The organism is Candidatus Methylacidiphilum fumarolicum (assembly GCF_949774925.1).
Classification (GTDB): domain Bacteria; phylum Verrucomicrobiota; class Verrucomicrobiia; order Methylacidiphilales; family Methylacidiphilaceae; genus Methylacidiphilum; species Methylacidiphilum fumarolicum.
The window spans coordinates 982,154-997,658 of record NZ_OX458932.1 but is presented as its reverse complement, the minus strand read 5'-3'; the positions used below and the strand labels follow the sequence as shown (position 1 = coordinate 997,658).

15 protein-coding genes, 1 tRNA gene and 1 pseudogene are annotated in these 15,505 nt (G+C 43.9%); 10 read left to right on the top strand and 7 right to left on the bottom strand.

The window, feature by feature from the left end; all coding sequences use genetic code 11:
- The first annotated feature begins 73 nt into the window (after nucleotides 1-73).
- Nucleotides 74-1,372, top strand: a complete 1,299-nt coding sequence (locus QOL44_RS04560; RefSeq protein ID WP_045086926.1) for an exo-beta-N-acetylmuramidase NamZ family protein — start codon at nucleotides 74-76, stop codon at nucleotides 1,370-1,372.
- Here the strand turns inward: QOL44_RS04560 and QOL44_RS04555 are convergent.
- Nucleotides 1,365-2,258, bottom strand: a complete 894-nt coding sequence (locus QOL44_RS04555; RefSeq protein ID WP_009059059.1) for a CHAD domain-containing protein — start codon at nucleotides 2,256-2,258, stop codon at nucleotides 1,365-1,367. The two genes, QOL44_RS04560 and QOL44_RS04555, sit on opposite strands and share 8 nt — an antisense overlap.
- 113 nt (nucleotides 2,259-2,371) lie before the next feature.
- Between QOL44_RS04555 and rpmG the strand changes: the two genes are divergently transcribed.
- Nucleotides 2,372-2,539, top strand: coding sequence for a 50S ribosomal protein L33 (gene rpmG / locus QOL44_RS04550; protein WP_009059060.1), 168 nt, complete (start codon nucleotides 2,372-2,374; stop codon nucleotides 2,537-2,539).
- A 29-nt stretch (nucleotides 2,540-2,568) separates the two neighbouring features.
- Here the strand turns inward: rpmG and ispD are convergent, their stop codons facing one another.
- From ispD to QOL44_RS04530, 4 genes are all read right to left on the bottom strand, one after another.
- Entirely contained in the window at nucleotides 2,569-3,264 is a 696-nt protein-coding gene (gene ispD / locus QOL44_RS04545) for a 2-C-methyl-D-erythritol 4-phosphate cytidylyltransferase (protein ID WP_009059062.1), read from the bottom strand.
- Nucleotides 3,265-3,269: 5 nt separating this feature from the next.
- Nucleotides 3,270-4,085 (bottom strand): MlaD family protein, encoded by an 816-nt coding sequence (locus tag QOL44_RS04540; protein WP_009059064.1) that lies wholly within the window; start codon nucleotides 4,083-4,085, stop codon nucleotides 3,270-3,272.
- Nucleotide 4,086: 1 nt separating this feature from the next.
- Nucleotides 4,087-4,833, bottom strand: a complete 747-nt coding sequence (locus QOL44_RS04535) for an ABC transporter ATP-binding protein (RefSeq protein WP_009059066.1) — start codon at nucleotides 4,831-4,833, stop codon at nucleotides 4,087-4,089.
- 199 nt (nucleotides 4,834-5,032) lie between these two features.
- The gene (locus QOL44_RS04530) at nucleotides 5,033-5,809 is read right to left on the bottom strand and encodes an MlaE family ABC transporter permease (protein ID WP_009059068.1); all 777 of its coding nucleotides are present in this window, start codon (nucleotides 5,807-5,809) and stop codon (nucleotides 5,033-5,035) included.
- 223 nt (nucleotides 5,810-6,032) lie between these two features.
- On the opposite strand from QOL44_RS04530, the gene QOL44_RS04525 reads away from it, so the two are divergent.
- A tRNA-Arg gene (locus QOL44_RS04525) sits at nucleotides 6,033-6,108 on the top strand.
- Between the two features lie 241 nt (nucleotides 6,109-6,349).
- Here the strand turns inward: QOL44_RS04525 and QOL44_RS04520 are convergent.
- A complete protein-coding gene (locus QOL44_RS04520) occupies nucleotides 6,350-6,715 on the bottom strand; it encodes a hypothetical protein (RefSeq protein WP_009059071.1) in 366 nt (121 codons plus the stop codon).
- Nucleotides 6,716-7,521: 806 nt separating this feature from the next.
- On the opposite strand from QOL44_RS04520, the gene QOL44_RS04515 reads away from it, so the two are divergent.
- From QOL44_RS04515 to QOL44_RS04495, 6 genes and pseudogenes are all read left to right on the top strand, one after another.
- Nucleotides 7,522-7,737, top strand: a complete 216-nt coding sequence (locus QOL44_RS04515; protein ID WP_045086670.1) for a hypothetical protein — start codon at nucleotides 7,522-7,524, stop codon at nucleotides 7,735-7,737.
- A 692-nt stretch (nucleotides 7,738-8,429) separates the two neighbouring features.
- Nucleotides 8,430-8,546, top strand: a pseudogene (locus tag QOL44_RS11275) (hypothetical protein); the annotation flags it as partial.
- An 86-nt stretch (nucleotides 8,547-8,632) separates the two neighbouring features.
- Nucleotides 8,633-8,743 carry a transposase gene (locus QOL44_RS11270; protein ID WP_266098572.1) on the top strand — a complete coding sequence of 37 codons (111 nt, stop codon included), beginning with the start codon at nucleotides 8,633-8,635 and terminating at the stop codon, nucleotides 8,741-8,743.
- A 335-nt stretch (nucleotides 8,744-9,078) separates the two neighbouring features.
- On the top strand, nucleotides 9,079-10,698 hold the full coding sequence (locus tag QOL44_RS04505; protein ID WP_045086671.1) for an IS1634 family transposase: 1,620 nt from the start codon (nucleotides 9,079-9,081) through the stop codon (nucleotides 10,696-10,698).
- A 1,022-nt stretch (nucleotides 10,699-11,720) separates the two neighbouring features.
- Complete coding sequence (locus QOL44_RS04500) at nucleotides 11,721-12,194, top strand: hypothetical protein (protein ID WP_009059801.1); 474 nt, start codon at nucleotides 11,721-11,723, stop codon at nucleotides 12,192-12,194.
- 601 nt (nucleotides 12,195-12,795) lie between these two features.
- Nucleotides 12,796-14,415, top strand: a complete 1,620-nt coding sequence (locus QOL44_RS04495) for an IS1634 family transposase (RefSeq protein ID WP_045086672.1) — start codon at nucleotides 12,796-12,798, stop codon at nucleotides 14,413-14,415.
- Between the two features lie 253 nt (nucleotides 14,416-14,668).
- Here the strand turns inward: QOL44_RS04495 and QOL44_RS04490 are convergent, their stop codons facing one another.
- Nucleotides 14,669-15,064: a bile acid:sodium symporter family protein gene (locus QOL44_RS04490; RefSeq protein ID WP_079199490.1), complete on the bottom strand. Its 396-nt coding sequence runs from the start codon at nucleotides 15,062-15,064 to the stop codon at nucleotides 14,669-14,671.
- 280 nt (nucleotides 15,065-15,344) lie between these two features.
- Between QOL44_RS04490 and QOL44_RS11265 the strand changes: the two genes are divergently transcribed.
- The gene (locus QOL44_RS11265; RefSeq protein WP_134372711.1) at nucleotides 15,345-15,491 is read left to right on the top strand and encodes a hypothetical protein; all 147 of its coding nucleotides are present in this window, start codon (nucleotides 15,345-15,347) and stop codon (nucleotides 15,489-15,491) included.
- Nucleotides 15,492-15,505 lie beyond the last annotated feature (14 nt).

The window sequence follows — 15,505 nt, the reverse complement described above, 5'->3', positions numbered from 1 at the left end:
CTTAATTACCAACTCCTACAAGCAAAAATATTGTCTTGCTTACCTTGCTCGCATGCTTAAGAATTACAATAAAATGAAAAGATCCCTGTTGGGTCCATTTCTTTTCATTTTTTTTGTTTCAATTCACAACTTCATCTCCTGTCTCAATGCAGCTGTTCTTCTTGGGATTGATGTTCTAAGGGAAGAAAATTTCGCCTCCTTAAAAGGGAAAAGAGTAGGACTTATTACTAATCAAAGTGGTGTAGATTCCCATGGAGTGCCTACTAGACTGATACTCCAAAAGGCACCTGGAGTCAAACTCGTCAGCCTTTTTGCCCCAGAGCATGGCATTGAAGGAAAAATCAAAGCCGGAGATGAAGTACCCTCTCATCGAGATAGACTGACGGGCTTAAAGGTTTTTTCCCTCTATGGAGAAACAAAAAAACCAACTCAAGCAATGCTAAAAAATCTTGATTGTTTAGTTTTCGATGTTCAGGACATTGGCTGTAGAAGCTATACTTTCGTAAGCACTATGGTGGCAGCGATGGAGGCTTGTGGCGAAGCCGGCATTCCTTTTTACGTACTGGATAGGCCTAATCCCCTTGGTGGACTACGTGTGGAGGGGCCACTGGTTAATCCCAGCTGGAAATCATTCGTCAGTTTTATTCCAGTACCTTATGTTCATGGAATGACTGTGGGAGAAATAGCCCAGATGGCTAATGGCAGGGGGTTCATCTCGCATCCCTGTAGACTTTATGTAATTCCCATGAAAGGATGGAATCGATCCATGGTATGGCAAGATACCGGCTTACGATGGATCCCTACCTCACCCAATATACCAAGAGAAGACACCCCTGTTTACTATGTCGTCACAGGTCTTGTTGGTAGTCTATCAGGACTTGAGCTTGGAACAGGCACAACAGAAGCCTTTAGGTTGATAGCAGCTAAAGGACTGGATGGCTATCGGTTGGCAAGAGAAATAAACGGATTGAATCTTCCTGGAGTCCTTGCTGTTCCTAGATCTATTAATGGACTTATTGGATTAGAATTGCAGATCGACCCTAAAACTCCTGCAAATCTCACTGCTCTTGCTGTCTTTCTTGCGTCTCGAATCAACAACATGGCCCATCCAAGTCCTTTCCAAAGATCTTCTGTTGCCCATAAAAATCTTTTTTTCAAAGTCTATGGCAGTCCTCTTATTCTGACAGAGCTCAATACCTACAAGTCCCTTCAATCCATTGCACGAAAATGGGCTTATGACCTAAACGCTTTTTTATTAGCCAGAAACAGTTATTTGCTCTATCCAAGTAAGGAAATAATCCTAGAGAACAAAATTCCCATCAAAAAGGCACAGAAGGTCAAAAGGACTGAGGACTCTGAATCTTTTAATTAAAAATATGTTGAATGTTTTTTTCAAAATCAGCCGTTACAACTTTTTTAGCCACTGATAACGCTTTTTTTTCCTTTTCCTTTTCAAGAGTATCCAGTAGCAAAACAAAGTTTTTGAATGATTTGTTCTGTCCTTCTTTAGGAGGTTTCAATTGCGTAAGAAAAGAGGCCAGCACATGAAAGTCATGTGCTTGACCAAGTAGTTGTTCGATCTGTTTAAATTTTTTTAGGACTTTGCTTAGCCCTTTAGAATTGTTTTGCCGCATGCAAAGATCAAGAAGATAGTAAAATCTCTTTGTTTTGAGCCTCCAACGATGAAATGAATCAGCCGATTCTTCTTCTATAGCTTTTTCCATTGTTTTTTTTACAGCCTTAAAGCCTTTTGTTAACCTTTCTAAGATTATTTTTTTTTCGATTGCCCGTTTAGATAATTGACTAAGCAGCTTTTCTTTGGCTTCTAAAAGCACTTCCATAACCGAAACAAGCTTCTTAGAAGCATCCATCTTATCTCCATTAGAAAAGGATTGGCTTTGGTTCCATTCCAACGATTGTTCTTCCAAAAAACGATCAATTTTGTTGGGAATTATCAATTGAGGATAATCTTTCTTAATTTTTCTAAGAATATCTATCGACACATGCGAATCTCTTATAGAACCTAAGCTTGACATAGCCATCTTGACTCGATGCTTTTCTTTTTCTAAAAGACGGCAATCAAGTATTGGCTTAAAAAAATAATAAAGGGCACGCAATTTTTTGCCTAAGACTCTCAGATCATGGATCTGCTCAGCGAAGCTTTCTGGATTTTTCCATTTCAAAAGGTCCTTGGAGGCAGTATCCCATAGATTGAGGCTTTCCTGCTGCTTGCTTATTCTTCTAGTTAGCTTTTCCATAAGAAAAGATCCGTTAAAAAATATCTATCAGTTTAAAAAGAAAAAAAAGGGCCAATTTATTCTCTTTTATTCTTTCCATTGACAATCTTTTTTTAAGAAATAAAGTTTAAAGCATGCCTAGAGAACAGATCATCCTTGAATGCACGGAAGCGAAGGCCGAAGGCAAACCTGCTTCTCGGTACTATGGAACAAAGAACAAAAAGTTACAACAAGGCAAAATTGAACTCAGAAAATATAATCCTTTTCTTAGACGTCACACCCTACATCGAGAAATTAAATAAAAAAAGCCATACAACAATAGACTCATGGGTTAGTTGAATTTCTCCTTTTGCAAAAGGAGATTTGCTATATCCCAATCCTCTTGCAATGTCATCTTCATGTTATTTCCTTTATAGAAAACGACTTTTACAGTTCCTCCAATCCGCTCAACCGCGGAGGCATCATCGGTTACTATATCCCCTTGGTTTTGTAATGCCATATAGGCCTTTTCCAATAAAGACCTTTTAAAAATCTGAGGCGTCTGCACCGTCCATATTTTGCTTCTGTCCAGGGTCTTAAGGATTTTTCCATCCATATCCACTTCTTTTAGAGTATCCGAACAAGGCTTTCCGCAAACAGCTGCTCCCACTTCTCTTGCTGCCTGAAAGACTACTGAAATAAGTTCTTCTTTAATAAAAGGTCTAGCCGAGTCATGAACCATTACATATTCCCACAGCGGATCCAAAGCCAATAATCCCTGATAGACCGAATCCTGCCTTTCTTTGCCCCCTTCTGCAATTTTTATATCTTTATCATGACAAAGGGTTGAAATTTTTTCCATCGCCCTTTCGAAATTTTCTTTCGATACAACCACTACAATTTGTCCCACTAAAGGAGAGTTCAGAATTCTATGCAAACAGATTTCTAAAGGACATAGTCCATTAGCAAACGGTTTGAATATCTTGTCAAAACCCATCCGCTTGCTTTGTCCTGCCGCAACAAGAATAGTTCCTATAAAAGCATTCATCGTGTCTATTTGACATTGCTTTTTCCCATTTTTGCCTTTAGAACCGGGCCTTTGGTTTTTGTCCCTTCTCGGGCTTGCGCCGATTCTTCTTTAGCTTCTTCTTTGGCAGCAACATCCGAATAAAAAAGAATGCCTTTTTTCCGGAGATTGAAAACGAAAGCGGACAGATTTTCTGAAATTTCAGGGTCGTTAAGAATCTTTGCGAGTGGTCCCTTACCATACTGAGCGTCTGCAAGTAGTTGATCAGTTCGACTCAAAACCAACCGCAACTCCTTTATAGTAGCTCGAAGATCAGATGCAGTTTCCTCTGTCAATACATTCTGATTGATCCTGTTGACAATGGTTCCCGCCCCTTCAAGTAATTGGGTTGCCGAATTTATTAAAGGGGTAATCTGACTGGTCACATCACTCAGGGTTGAAGCTCTAGTTCCCCGAACCTTATCCCCATTCCGCAAAAAAGGAGCCGTTACTCCTTTAGGAGTAATCGCAATAGCTTTATCCCCTAACATCCCTACATCTACAATTTGGAACAAAGCATCCTTACGGATTTTAGCATCAGCGTTAATTTTTATATCCACCTCCACCGCCCTCCCCTCCCTAATTTGCCGCGGGGTACTGATCACTCTACCAACTGGAGCACCCGCAAAATAAACAGGAGCACCCTTAATCAATCCATAAGCATTAGGAAACTCGACAGTAACTTGATAAGAAGGACGAAATTTTTCCCCATACCGGCCGAAATAAATGATCAATGCCCCTAAAATCGCCAGCCCTATCAAAAGAAATAAACCCACCTTCAGTTCTAAATTTTTTGGTTCCATTTCAATTACACCTCGCTTCGGATTCTATAATCCCATGTACAAAATTACGAATCACAGGATCCATTGAAGTCTCAAACTCTTGGGGAGTCCCTATCCTGTAAATTTTACCATTATAGAGCATGGCTACAGTGATTCCCAGTTGCCGAACCGCCTCCATATCGTGGGTAACTATAACAGTAGTCACATTAAATTCTTTATTTAAAGAACAAATAAGAGCGTTAAGTTCCGAAGAGGCTATAGGATCAAGTCCAGCAGTTGGTTCATCGAAAAATATGATCTTCGGTTTCGCTATAACTGCACGAGCCACGGCTACTCTTTTTCGCATTCCTCCACTAAGTTCAGACGGCATCTTCTTTTCCTGACCTTTTAACAATAGCCTTTCTAAAAGTTCACTCACTTCTTTCTTAATCTCTTTTTCACTCATTCCTCCCTTTTCCCGCAAGGCAAAAGCAACATTTTCTTCAACGGTCATAAAATCAAATAGGGCACCATTCTGAAAAACCATTCCCATATCTCTCCGTAAGGGAGCAAGTTTTCTTTCTGAAAGCATTACAATATTTTGACCCTTATACCAAACTTCCCCAGAATCTGGCTTTATTAAGCCAAGAATAATGCGTAAAAGGACACTTTTACCCCCTCCGCTCCTTCCAATAATCATGAACCGGTCTCCTTCAAGGATTTCAAAATTGACTCCATCTAAAACAACAGTTCCATTGAAAGTTTTTTTGATATTGACTACCTTCAGCATCTTTCTGCTACCCTTTTGTGCGATTCAAGAACAAATAAGTTCTTTTCCCTGCTCTCTTTCCTTGTTTCTCTATCCTTCTCCATCATTTATCAGTTATCAGACACAACCAACAGCTCATAGAGCTCACAGATTTTTATTTTCTTACAAATACCCATTTTTATAAGCATTTCTCATTTGTCTATCTTTATCTATCTCTTCTTTATCCTGCAAACAGGATATTCATAAGAAAACTAAAGAAAAAGTTAGAAATAAGAATGGATATCGAAGAATATACCATTGCCTGCGTCGCAGCAATCCCTACTCCTTCAGCACTTAATTGACAATTAAGTCCCCGATAGCAGCTAATCAATACAATCAGCCCCCCAAAAAACATCCCTTTTAATTCTCCCATCCATACATCATCGAGCGATGTAAATCTGATTGTATTTTCCCAATAATAAGCAGGCTCCACTCCCAGCAATGGCACAGAGACCAAATAGCCACAGAGGATACCTATCCCAGAAGTAATAGCCACAAGCAACGGCATAGAAACAACCAGGCCCAAAAAACGCGGCACAACCAGATATTGGGTCACGTATACTCCCAGAGCCCTCAAGGCGTCAATCTGTTCGGTCACTCTCATTGTTGAAATTTCTGCAGCCATTGCAGAACCTACCCGGCCCGACACCATTAGAGCACAGAGGACAGGCCCCAATTCCCTTAACATGGCTAAAGTTACGACTGGGCCCGTAGCTGAACTCATCCCAAGTTTTCCAAAATGAAACTGCACTTGGGCTGCAAAAACAGCACCTGTAAAAGCTCCGGTTATTAAAACTATAATCTGGGATTTTGCCCCAATAGATAAAATCTGCATCAAAAACAGCTTCCAACGTAATGGAAAACTAAAAAAGGAATAAATGGTATCGAGAAGGAGGAAAAAAATTTCACCCGTGCTTCTTAAAAATTGAATACACTGATGTCCAAGACGCTGTATCAATTTAATCCTCCTTTTTTTATAACTGGATAGTGCTTTATTTTTTCGTTTTAATAAAAAAGAAAAAAAAGAAAAAAATTAAATTCCTAAAAATAAAAGAAAAAACTAATTCACTCTTTTTTGAAGATAAATAAGATATTGGAACTATCTTTTCCCAAAAGGAAAACAAATTTAGCAAAGGTTGGAAGTTCCTCCGGGAATGAAGCTATAGTATTATGATAGCAATGCACCCGTAGCTCAGTGGATAGAGCAGCGGATTTCTAATCCGTTGGTCGCGTGTTCGAATCACGCCGGGTGCGCCACGATAAGTAGCCGATAATCAAGAATAGATCAAAATTGTAAGTTAAACTCAATAAAACTTATAAAAATGGAATAATGCCTAAGAATACATCTAAAAACCTAAAAATTAATGCTATAAAATGTGAGAAAAATCCTAAATCTTTACCTATCCTACAAGAATTTTTAGAATTTTTGCTCTACTGGCTATCTCAATGGGAAGAAAGTAAGTATTCCGTTTGCTGTCTCCGAGCAAAGGCATAACAATCAAGAAGACTTTTTAAGTTCTTCTACGTCCAACCGAACGGCTTTAGCCAAAATTTTTTCTATTAACTCAATTCTTTTCCCCTGCTCGGCGAACCTCGCATTCACCGCTTCAAACCTGGAATTCATTTCTGAGCGGAGATCATCCAGTCTTTTCTCCATCGCTTCAAACCTAGCATTCATTTCTAACCGGAGGCTGTTCATTTCCCCTCGAAGACTATTCATTTCTCCTCGAAGACTATTCATTTCTCCTCGAAGACTATTCATCTCTCCACGAAGGCTGTTCATCTCTCCTCGAAGACTGTTCTGAAACCAGACCACAGCCCCTATAACAGTAACGATTACCGTAATTGTTTGAACCCACTCCATTACTTAAGATTATCCAGTGTTTTATATTTTTTGCAAGAAAACTAAAGCCCTAAGAAAATACTAAGAGCATAGCATCTTATTTTTCTTAAAAAAACAGAACCATGGCTAACCTTTTATCATAGTGAGGATTCAGACAAGTTATCGTAATCGTTACTGTTCCTAGAGCAATGGTTGCCTTTCACAATAACCTGCGGTTAAAAATGAAATTACCATTGAGATTCCAATTTTTTACTCTAGCTACACAAGCTAAAATTATCACGTTGCTTTGTCCTTGACACTCTCAACCCGCTAAAACGGATGAACTTCTAGCTAGAACGCACGACTGGTAGGCAGTCCTCATGGGGAACCTGCCTGCGAACCGAGGTCGCTTGAGGCCGTGCTGCAGTTAGACAACTTTGGCCCCTATCCAGTCTACACCTGCTTTTTGGCTTCCGGTTGTTCATCCCGGTGGCCCGCCCTCGCAGAGGGCTGGGTCGCAGATACGTGATGCGCATTGGAAATAGCACCACATGACCGAAGGATAGCGGGTATCCGTTGAGGACGCCGAACACATCCCGATTGGCCCTGAAAGCCGCATTTCGGCCATCGTCAGTTCCGCCCACGGGGCTTATGCCGCATTCCGGACACCGGCTGGACCTGCCCCGTTCGTCCTCGGTGAAGCACGTGATCTGGGCTTGCTCCGACCTCTGTATCAAATATTCCAAATCCTTGCTGTATTCCCATTGGCTCATCCGCTGGTTGTGACGGCATCTACAGGCGCCGCGACGCACCCCATCCGGGTTACCAGCGAAGATGGATTGAATTCCATGATACAGGCAGAAGTCCACGGTTTTCCGGATGCCTTTATGACGCAGGTCGAGAAGCCTGCGTTTATGACGCAGCGTGCGCTTCGCTCTGGCTCATCCGAGCTTGCGGAAGCGCCGGCTGCCTTTCTTGAATCGGAAGTGCTTTTTCAGGATTTCGCCAAGTTGCTTGCTGTGCAGCCGCTTGATGGTGCGCTAACCTTGCCCGGAAACGACTAGAGCTTTCCCGTCGTTGGAGACTACGGCGGCCTGGTGAATTTGGTCGACATCCACCGTGGCACACCGTTCCGCGGGCTCTTACAAGTTCGGGTCAGATGCCGATTTTGACAAGGGTTACGTGCCATTCGTTAGGCAGGTCATTCCAGACAATCAGGCAAGCGAATTTGTGAAAAAGCCAAGCGGGACGCGGCAATATCAGAAACGATCCTCCTCGTCCCATGGGGGGACGATCCGCTTTTCCTCCTATCCCATTGCTTGGACCAGCCACATCAGGGGGGAAAAGCGCTTGTCCTTATATGAATAGCAGATAGCCCTGCGCCTACGCGGCTGTTCCTGCGAGCTACTTCCACGGCTGCCTCGAAGGCGTGAAAGACCTGTTGGAGGCCTTGGGCATGCAAGACGTAGCAGCCTCCGGCGGTGGCTTTTTGATTTTCGCCGCGTCCAGACAGCCTTGAAATGCTTGTCCCGGCACGTCGCCCAGACCTTGGCCGCCTCTATCTGACCTTGCTGAATGATAGGGAGCCTCTCTTTTGGAGATACACTTCAAGGATAGGAGGAGGACCTGTTCTACAGATGTTATTCATAGCATTCTGGCTGATACATTACAAACCAGAAACACGCGATAGGGGCATTATCAGATCGCCTACCACTTTGTATTGATACCGAAATACCGTCGCAGAATACACGCTGGCGTGGTGGAGGCGACCTGCAAAGCTCTGATCACCAAATGCTGCCGACAACACGGCTTTCGGATGCCAGTTTTGAGAACGGACATCGACCAGGGGCATTGCTTCGTATCGGCCCCGCCTCGTTGGTCACCTTCAACGATCAAGGGACTTCTTAAGGACTACACGTCCCGCGAGGCTATCGGAAATGGTTCCCGAAGCTTAATAACATTGGGCATTGCTGGGAACACTTATGGACGCAAGCCTACTGTGTGGGAACGGCTGGGGCAGTATCGGCGAAAGTCATTCGTCATTACATCACAGCATGCCAAGGCAAATAGCCATTTGTAGCGCTCTCATCCCAATTTCCTCAAGGGGACAGGTATTCCCGCGCCGTTTATAAATAAAAGAAAACAAAAGCATGAAATGGTATTTTATTCATTATAGTCTTCTAATGAATTTAAACAGTACGAAAATCTATTATATCAATGCGATAGCTTGAGATCTATTTGATTCAAAAATGACTTTTGCAACTACAGCTAGCCCATCTTCCGCAAGTTTTTGGTCATTTTGTTGATGTATCAATGACTTATGTATATTTGTGTAGGACACAATAATTTATTTATCTTTTATTATTTTGTTGGCATCGTGTCGAAAATATGTTAGTCAGGTAGGCATGTACTTGCAGGAGGTCCGCACACGCCACAAAGGGAAGATTTACAGGTCCTATATTGTCCGAGAGTCCTACCGGGTGGGGAAGCAGGTGAAGACCCGCCGGATCGCCAACGTGACCCGGTTGCCGGAAGAAGCTCGGGAAGTGCTGGCGGCGGCCTTGCAAAAGAAGCGTCTTGTCCCTGTAGAGGGGCTCGAAGTCCAGGAGGCACTTGATTACGGAGGAATGGCCGTTCTCGAAGAAGCCTGGGGTCGCTTTGACCTCGATGAAGTCTTTGCCAGTGTTGGCTCGGAGCGGAAACAAAGGCTTTTAAAGGCGATGATTTTTGGCCGGATTCTCTTTCCTTCCTCGAAGCTGGCCCTTCGGGAGGAAGCGCGAGGAACTCTTCTGGCCAAGGTTTGTGGGCTCGAGGAGAAGGATCTGGATGAGGACGAGCTCTACCGGGCGATGGATGAGTTAAACGGCTGTTGGAGTGGGATTGAGAAGAAGCTTTACCAAGGGAGGCAACCGCAGGGGGCGAGCCTGGTGCTCTACGATCTATCAAGTGTTTACTTCGAAGGGGAGGGCCCTGAGGGACTGGCGCAATATGGCTATAGTCGGGATCACCGGCAGGATCGGCGACAAGTTCTTCTGGCGGTGGCTACGGATGGTCGGGGGATTCCGTTCCATGTGGAAGTGCTGAGAGGGAATCGGGCGGACCGCACGACCTTGACGGGGCTCTTGGTCACGCTCAGACGGAGGTTTGGGATCCAAGAGGCGACCTTCGTCTTCGATGGGGGGATGAGGAGTTGGTGGAACTTGGAGATCCTGACTGGCATGGAGCTGGAGTACGTGACCCGGTCGACTCGGGCCAAGCTTCAGGAGATTCTCAGTCGTCTGCCCGAAGATCGGCAGCTTTGGCTAACGGACCGGACGCGGGTACTGGAGATCGAACAGGAGGGAGTGCGCTATGTCATTGCGGGAGGAGAATGGCGGGCTCAGCGGGACCGCGAACGGCGACAAAACCGCATTGCCCAAGCAGAAGAGGTGCTCCGCCAGATCACGAAGGCGGTACGCCGGCAGGTGAATCCCGTGAATCTCGGCAGCCGGGTTGGCCGAGCGCTGCAGAGGCTCCAAGCGCACAAATACTTCCAGTACGGCGTCGACGAAGACGGCCGGTTCTGGTGGAAACTGGATCAGGAGCGGGTCAAGGAAGAAGAGGCGACTGACGGCTGGTATCTCTTGGAGACCAATCTCCTGGCGACCAAGGCTTCGGGCCAGGCGGTGCTCACCCACTATAAGCAGCTGGCTGTGGTCGAAGCCGCTTTCTCGGAGCTCAAGAGTTACCTGGAAGTCCGTCCCGTCTATCACTGGCGACCGGACCGAGTCCGCAACCATGTAAGGATCTGCTTCCTTGCCTTCTGGATAAGTGCGCGGCTCGGAGCCGAATGGGTGGCCAAGGGCTTTACCGAAGAGGTGCCCAAGGTGCTTCGGCGTCTTCAGACGATCCGCTTGGTCAACCTCTCTCTAAAAGGACAACCGCTGATTGGGCTCTTCTCTCAGATTCCCCCAAAGTTGAATGCCCTGCTTCAAAAGCTCGATCTACTTTCTCTCTTCGCTTCTCCGCCCAAGTGGGCAATGTAGGCAGAACGAAAAATCTATTTCGTTCTTTTGCAATCACTTATGACGCAACATTGCGGAAGATGGGCTAGTAAATCTCTTTTTACAATATGGTTTATGATTAAATCTTATATTGTCTGCAGGAGCACGCTTAAACTGCCTTTCATTCTTACATAATTCCATTATTGTATTAATCTATAATGTACGAAAGCGCACCTCCATTTTACCACTTATCTATTTCAAATTTTTACTAAATTTACAAAAACATACACGCAACTCATCTTTAATTTTCTATATTTATAGATTATTATTTTTCAATCTACTTACAATCAAGCCCAAGGTTCCTTATCATGCAGGTTGCTTCATCTTTAGCTGCAGCTTCAGTATGGGCTTGGGCATGTTTAGCATGCCCATGAGCTATATGAGCCTGATGACCTGAATCTGCACGTTCACCAGCACGATGATGTTATGCAGCTTTTCTGTGGTGCATCGCGACACGTTCGTAATGCATAGCAGCTTTTTCATGTTCTTTAGCAACCGTATCGGTTATAAGATCCTCCCTTTTAGATTGTTGAACAGAATTTATGAGATGATCTTTTTTTATAAACTTCTTTTATAAGACACTTTTCATCGATTATCTTCTCTGATTTTACAAAGGAAGCTCCTTATCCCTTAAAATAGTATAAAACCACCTCATCAAATGCTGTGTATTAGCCTATTCTATAAAAAGTCAAATATATCTTCTCTTATGTCGAAATGATTACACTGATTATATCTAAAACTCCTAAAAAAAGAATCGCTTGGAAGCAGCTTTTCAAAGACCATCTTTTTAAAATCATTTATAATGGACAGTATCTATCTTTTCATCATCATTGTGTTTAAGTTTGTAATTATCAAAGCATTAAAATCCTTATATTTGTGAACTTCTGTGAGATAAGACACCAAACTGTTACGTAATGCTGTATCCGATTTCTCCTGTTGTTTTAGTGGGAATAGTTAGAAAAGCTTTTTCTTAGCTAAAAACTTATGGTTTTGTACTTTTTCATATGAAAAAGTTTGCTTTTCTTTCCTTTGCTGTTGGAATAATGGTATTCGCTCTTGGCAGTTATGCACAAGTTTACCCTATTCCTGATTTTCCTATACGACCCAATTTAAAAGAACCATCGATTCAACCTCCATTTGGCACTCCTTTTGTGCAGACATTCTGGTCTACTTGGGAAGTGAAAGGCCATCATTTTCAACAAGGGATGCCTCAGGAACAGGTTATTAAAATCATGGGCGAGGAATACGAGCGGTTTGATGTCATGAATCTCCACTATCGAAGAGGACGTATAATGACAGGATACATAGCAATTAGTAACAAACAAAATGGGAACTTAATCAGAGCTCATGTATTGAAATGGACATACAAAGATTCTTCCCATTATGTTTATGATGCATACTTTATCTTTTCTGATGAAGATAACCGTTTAACTCGGATCTTTTACGAACAGAAGCCACTCGATCTTATCGCTCAATAAAATATCGGAGCAGTCTTTACATCAATTTGAGGGTTGAATAAACCAATGGCTAACTTTATCTTTTGCTTGGATAATTGCTACAATGTTTATACATTCAGCAACCGTGTTTTTTAGACATTTGAATGGACAAATTTAAGAAACTGCCTCAGGCTTTCTAGAGCTTGTATTTATTCCTGTAATACCGGACAAAACATATCATAGATAAATCAGAATATCCTCAATTAGTAGAAGAGGTAGCAAAGCTCGTGGAACAAATGAACGCTTTTTTCAAAAAGAGAATTCAGAAAATACATGTCGGAAGAATTTGATCAAAATCAAAAATTTAGGTAACTCAAAAGAAAACCTTTTAAGAATCTATTTTATGAGACATAGATTTTTGATTATGAAATAACGATATCATATATAATCCGATTAATAATTGTATAACATCATAAAAAAGAATTACAAATATTGCTCTTTGGTGGTTTGCCCATCTTCCGCAAGTTTTTGGCCATTTTGTTGATGTATCAATGATTTATGTATATTTGTGTAGGACACAATAATTTATTTATCTTTTATTATTTTTTTGGCATCGTGTCGAAAATATGTTAGTCAAGTAGGCATGTACTTGCAGGAGGTCCGCACCCGCCAAAAAGGGAAGATCTATCGATCCTATATTGTCCGAGAGTCCTACCGGGTGGGGAAGCAGGTGAAGACCCGCCGGATCGCCAACGTGACCCGATTGCCGGAAGAAGCTCGAGAAGTGCTAGCGGCGGCCTTGCAAAAGAAGCGTCTTGTGCCTGTAGAGGGGCTCGAAGCCCAGGAGGCACTTGATTACGGAGGATTGGCCGTTCTTGAGGAGGCTTGGCATCGCTTTGGCCTTGAGGAAGTCTTTGCTAGTGTTGGCTCGGAGCGGAAACGAAGGCTTTTGAAGGCGATGATTTTTGGCCGGATTCTCTTTCCTTCCTCGAAGCTGGCCCTTCGGAAGGAAGCGCGGGGGACTCTTCTGGCCAAGGCTTGTGGGCTTGAGGAGAAGGATCTGGATGAGGACGAGCTCTACCGGGCGATGGATGAGTTGAACGGCTGTTGGAGTGGGATTGAGAAGAAGCTTTACCAAGGGAGTCAGCCGCAGGGGGCGAGCCTGGTGCTCTATGATCTTTCGAGTGTTTACTTCGAAGGGGAGGGCCCTGAGGGACTGGCGCAATATGGCTATAGTCGGGATCACCGGCAGGATCGGCGACAAGTTCTTCTGGCGGTAGCTACGGATGGTCGGGGGATTCCGTTCCATGTGGAAGTGCTGAGAGGGAATCGGGCGGACCGCACGACCTTGACGGGGCTCTTGGTCACGCTCAGACGGAGGTTTGGGATCCAAGAGGCGACCTTCGTCTTCGACGGGGGGATGAGGAGTTGGTGGAACTTGGAGATCCTGACTGGCATGGAGCTTGAGTACGTGACCCGGTCGACTCGGGCCAAGCTTCAGGAGATTCTCAGTCGTCTGCCTGAAGACCGGCAGCTTTGGCTAATGGACCGGACGCGGGTACTGGAGATTGAACAGGAGGGGGTGCGCTATGTCATTGCGGGAGGAGAGTGGCGGGCTCAGCGGGATCGCGAACGGCGGCAAAGCCGCATTGCCCAAGCAGAAGAGGTGCTCCGCCAGATCACGAAGGCGGTACGCCGGCAGGTGAATCCCGTGAATCTCGGCAGCCGGGTTGGCCGAGCGCTGCAGAAGCTCAAAGCGCACAAATACTTCCAGTACGGCGTCGACGCAGGCGGCCGGTTCTGGTGGAAACTGGATCAGGAGCGGGTCAAGGAAGAAGAGGCGACTGACGGCTGGTATCTCTTGGAGACCAATCTCCCGGCGACCAAGGCTTCGGGCCAGGCGGTGCTCACCCACTATAAGCAGCTAGCTGTGGTCGAAGCCGCTTTCTCGGAGCTCAAGAGTTACCTGGAAGTCCGTCCCGTCTATCACTGGCGACCGGACCGAGTCCGCAACCATGTAATGATCTGCTTCCTTGCCTTCTGGATAAGTGCGCGGCTCGGAGCCGAATGGGTGGCCAAGGGCTTTACCGAAGAGGTGCCCAAGGTGCTTCGGCGTCTTCAGACGATCCGCTTGGTCAACCTCTCTCTAAAAGGACAACCGCTGATTGGGCTCTTCTCTCAGATTCCCTCCGAGTTGAATGCCTTGCTTCAAAAGATCGATCTACTTTCCCTCTTCGCTTCTCCGCCCAAGTGGGCAATGTAGGCAGAACGAAAAATCTATTTCGTTCTGTTGCAATCACTTATGACGCAACGTTGCGGAAGATGGGTTTGATAAAGCTATGTTGGCTAAAATCAAAGCACTACCAGTATTACTCATTCCTGTTCCAAAAACGAGTGACTTTTTCACGTCTTCCAGATAATGAAAAAACCAACCAATAAAATTTCCAACAGAGAAACGAGAAAAACAATAAATAAAAGAAAAAAAATAAAACCATTAATAAAAATATAAAATTAGCTTATTGAAATGTTTTCGGTAAAGAAGCTGTACTATTTGCATAGCAAAGAAGAAGTAAAAAAGTATTTTCTATATAGTGAATTGTATTCAACTTTAGGTCTTTTAAAACACAACGACATAATGAACCACCTACAGTAGGCAAAATAGCAAACAACAAAAGAAAAATTCCTATTCGTTTAGCAATTACTGTATGAAGGTCTAGTGCATTGGAACCACTAATCATCTCTTCCATCCAATGTAATAGGCAAGGAGAAAAAAGGGGGCTTGGGAAAGTAGTGAAAAGAACTAACAGGAGAGAAAAAATTACATTTTCCCCAGCATTTTGTGACCATACCGTTGAAAATCCAGCCACCGGCATCGCTGAGACAAGGGCCAATCCCAAAAATATACTCTTAATAAGTTCGTAATGACCAAAATGAAGCCCTGATTAGATAATCAAAGTAATAGAATGAGTAATTTGCTATCTAAAATGGATGCTGGATTCTAGAACCAGGGAAAACGAATTGAATTGGTAGAAAAAAACTTTAGACGAGGCCATCAGAGTCCAATCCGAAGAATTAAAAAAAGATAAATATGTTATAACAAATAAAGAGCAATACTAAAACCGTATCCTGCAGTCGTACTATTTTATCTTGTGAGCTGTTAATCCCCCCCTTCAAAAGCCTACCCTCGAAGGCATCCACTGGGTAATCGTCGGGAGAGAATTCTGTCCGGCAGCTCGGCTAATTCTGCCTGAATGGGTTCGAAGTATCCATGAACAGTGTCTTGCCCCTGCTATTCTCCCAGAACCACTAATCTTTTGTGGTCTAGCTTTTCTACCCTAAAAGACCTATGATTT

Excerpts from the sequence above, each read along its gene's own strand:
- QOL44_RS04560 (WP_045086926.1), top strand. The coding sequence starts at position 74 with ATGAAAAGATCCCTGTTGGGTCCATTTCTTTTCATTTTTTTTGTTTCA.
- QOL44_RS04555 (WP_009059059.1), bottom strand. The coding sequence starts at position 2,258 with ATGGAAAAGCTAACTAGAAGAATAAGCAAGCAGCAGGAAAGCCTCAAT.
- rpmG (WP_009059060.1), top strand. The coding sequence starts at position 2,372 with ATGCCTAGAGAACAGATCATCCTTGAATGCACGGAAGCGAAGGCCGAA.
- ispD (WP_009059062.1), bottom strand. The coding sequence starts at position 3,264 with ATGAATGCTTTTATAGGAACTATTCTTGTTGCGGCAGGACAAAGCAAG.
- QOL44_RS04540 (WP_009059064.1), bottom strand. The coding sequence starts at position 4,085 with ATGGAACCAAAAAATTTAGAACTGAAGGTGGGTTTATTTCTTTTGATA.
- QOL44_RS04535 (WP_009059066.1), bottom strand. The coding sequence starts at position 4,833 with ATGCTGAAGGTAGTCAATATCAAAAAAACTTTCAATGGAACTGTTGTT.
- QOL44_RS04520 (WP_009059071.1), bottom strand. The coding sequence starts at position 6,715 with ATGGAGTGGGTTCAAACAATTACGGTAATCGTTACTGTTATAGGGGCT.
- QOL44_RS04515 (WP_045086670.1), top strand. The coding sequence starts at position 7,522 with ATGATACAGGCAGAAGTCCACGGTTTTCCGGATGCCTTTATGACGCAG.
- QOL44_RS04505 (WP_045086671.1), top strand. The coding sequence starts at position 9,079 with ATGTACTTGCAGGAGGTCCGCACACGCCACAAAGGGAAGATTTACAGG.
- QOL44_RS04500 (WP_009059801.1), top strand. The coding sequence starts at position 11,721 with ATGAAAAAGTTTGCTTTTCTTTCCTTTGCTGTTGGAATAATGGTATTC.
- QOL44_RS04495 (WP_045086672.1), top strand. The coding sequence starts at position 12,796 with ATGTACTTGCAGGAGGTCCGCACCCGCCAAAAAGGGAAGATCTATCGA.